Raw genomic sequence first — 2,768 nt, forward strand, 5'->3', positions numbered from 1 at the left:
CGCCGTCGCCGCCGCCCAGCGTGGGTGGTCGGGTACCGACGCCGTGGCGCGACATGGACCGCCTGCGCCGTCCGGACGCGCTCAATTCGGCGCCGCGGCCGCAGTCGATGCAGCCGGCCCGGCCGGCGATGCAGCGTCCCGAGGGCATGCAGCGCCCGCCGGCGCCGCGCCCCGGCAATATGGGTCGCAGCAATGGGACACGTCGCACACTCGAACCCTAAGAAAGGGCTTGCGTTCGCCTGTTCCAGCACGCACTCTACGTCCTACGGGGTGACCGCCTGCGTCGCTTTATGACCCGAAGGGGTCGACCCCACCGTCTATGTCGATGTCCGACAGGGAAATCTGGATCCCCCCTGTTCCGGCCCTGTCGGGCGTCGGCGCCTCACAACGAAAAGCCCCGGTCCGCCGGGGCTTTTCGCGTTGGGGCCTTGCCATTGCTGGGGTGGCGCCGGCGACCGGCGAAAAACGGGCATAAAAAAGGGCCGGTAGTCCCCCGACTACCGGCCCCCAGCTCCCCCAACGTGCGCGTGACTGGCCCCTGTTCCAATTCCAGTCATACGCCCCTGACGCATTGCCACGTTGGGTGCAGTGGGAATATCTGCAGATTGCGTGCCAACTTGAGGCCCGGATCCGCAATTTGTGATGCAACCTCTAAAATTCCTGTTCACACCCTGGGCGACGTCCCGTGTCGCCCCCTGCCGCCGGCCCCGCGCCGGCCGACGAGACCCCGATGAGCGATTCCTTCTACCGCCATGACGTGATCGTGATCGGCGGCGGCCATGCCGGCACCGAGGCGGCGCTGGCGTCCGCGCGTGCCGGCGCGCGCACCCTGCTGCTGACCCACAACGTGGAGACGGTGGGGGCAATGAGCTGCAACCCGGCGATCGGTGGCATCGGCAAGGGCCACCTGGTCAAGGAGATCGACGCGCTGGGCGGGGCGATGGCCCACGCCGCGGATCTGGCCGGCATCCAGTGGCGGACCCTCAATGCCTCCAAGGGCCCGGCGGTGCGTGCGACCCGCTGCCAGGCCGACCGCAGCCTGTACCGCAGCGCGATCCGGCGCCTGGTCGAGGCGCAGCCGAACCTGACCGTGTTCCAGGCCGCGGTGGACGACCTGGTCATGGACGGCGAGCGCGTGCGCGGCGTGCTGACCCAGACCGGGCTGCGCTTCGAGGCCGCGGCGGTGGTGCTGACCGCCGGCACCTTCCTGGCCGGCAAGATCCACATCGGCCAGACCCAGTACGCCGGCGGCCGCGCCGGCGATCCGCCGGCCACCGCACTGGCGCAGGCGCTGCGCGACGGCCGCTTCGGCGTGGACCGGCTCAAGACCGGCACCCCGCCGCGCATCGACGGACGCAGCCTGGACTACGCGGCGATGGAGGAACAGCCCGGCGACGATCCGCTGCCGGTGATGTCGTTCCTGGGCGAAGTGGCGCAGCATCCGCGCCAGGTCTCGTGCTGGATCACCCACACCACCGAGCGCACCCACGCCATCATCCGCGGCGCGCTGGACCGCTCGCCGCTGTACACCGGCCAGATCGAAGGCATCGGCCCGCGCTACTGCCCCTCGATCGAAGACAAGGTGGTGCGCTTCGCCGAGAAGGCCAGCCATCAGATCTTCGTCGAGCCGGAAGGCCTGGACGTGGTCGAGATCTACCCCAACGGCATCTCCACCTCGCTGCCGTTCGACGTGCAGCTGGAGCTGGTGCGCTCGATCCGCGGCTTCGAGCGCGCGCACATCACCCGCCCCGGCTACGCCATCGAGTACGACTTCTTCGACCCGCGCGGGCTCAAGGCCTCGCTGGAGACCAAGGCCATGCCCGGGCTATTCTTCGCCGGCCAGATCAACGGCACCACCGGCTACGAGGAAGCCGCCGCGCAGGGCCTGATCGCCGGCCTCAACGCCGCGCGCCAGGTGCGCGGGCTGGAGCCGTGGTCGCCGCGTCGCGACCAGGCCTACATCGGCGTGCTGATCGACGACCTGATCACCCACGGCACCAGCGAGCCGTACCGCATGTTCACCAGTCGCGCCGAGTACCGGCTGCAGCTGCGCGAGGACAACGCCGACGCGCGCCTGACCGGCATCGGCCACGACCTGGGCATCGTCGACGAAACGCGCTGGGCCCGCTTCCAGGCCAAGCAGGAGGCGGTGGCGCGCGAGAACGAGCGCCTGCGCGCGCTGTGGGCCACGCCGGGCAACGCGCTGGGCCGCGAGGTCGCGGCGACGCTGGGCGTGGCGGTGAGCCGCGAGACCACCGTGCTGGACCTGATCAAGCGCCCGGAACTGGACTACGCCGCGCTGATGCGGGTGCCCTCGCTGGGCCCAGGCGTGGCCGACGCGCAGGTGGCCGAGCAGGTGGAGATCGGCATCAAGTACGCCGGCTACCTGGACCGCCAGCGCGACGAGATCGCCCGCCAGCAGCGCCACGAGGACACCCCGATCCCCGCCGCGTTCGACTACGCGCAGGTGCGCGGGCTGTCGGCCGAAGTGCAGCAGAAGCTCGAGCGCGTACGCCCGCAGACCGTGGGCCAGGCGCAGCGCATCCCCGGCATGACCCCGGCAGCGATCTCGCTGCTGCTGGTGCATCTGGAACGCGCGCGGCGCAGCCGGGTGGCGTGATCGGTCGCGAACGCGCATCGCGCGCAGCCCCCCCCCACGCAGGAGCGGCTTCAGCCGCGACCTGGGCGTGTCGGCAATGCCCCGTCGCGGCTGAAGCCGCTCCTTGTTTTTCCCTTCTCCCCTCGGGAGAAGGTGCCCCGAAGGGGCG

1 protein-coding gene and 1 pseudogene are annotated in these 2,768 nt (G+C 70.8%); both read left to right on the plus strand.

All coding sequences use genetic code 11. From position 1 onward, the window contains the following. A pseudogene (locus tag D588_RS28550) lies at positions 1–221 on the plus strand (hypothetical protein); the annotation flags it as partial. A 509-nt stretch (positions 222–730) separates the two neighbouring features. Then, on the plus strand, positions 731–2,620 hold the full coding sequence (gene mnmG / locus D588_RS0113185) for a tRNA uridine-5-carboxymethylaminomethyl(34) synthesis enzyme MnmG (protein ID WP_017916315.1): 1,890 nt from the start codon (positions 731–733) through the stop codon (positions 2,618–2,620). Positions 2,621–2,768 lie beyond the last annotated feature (148 nt).

It is taken from the genome of Xanthomonas sp. SHU 308 (assembly GCF_000364645.1).
Lineage (GTDB): Bacteria > Pseudomonadota > Gammaproteobacteria > Xanthomonadales > Xanthomonadaceae > Xanthomonas_A > Xanthomonas_A sontii.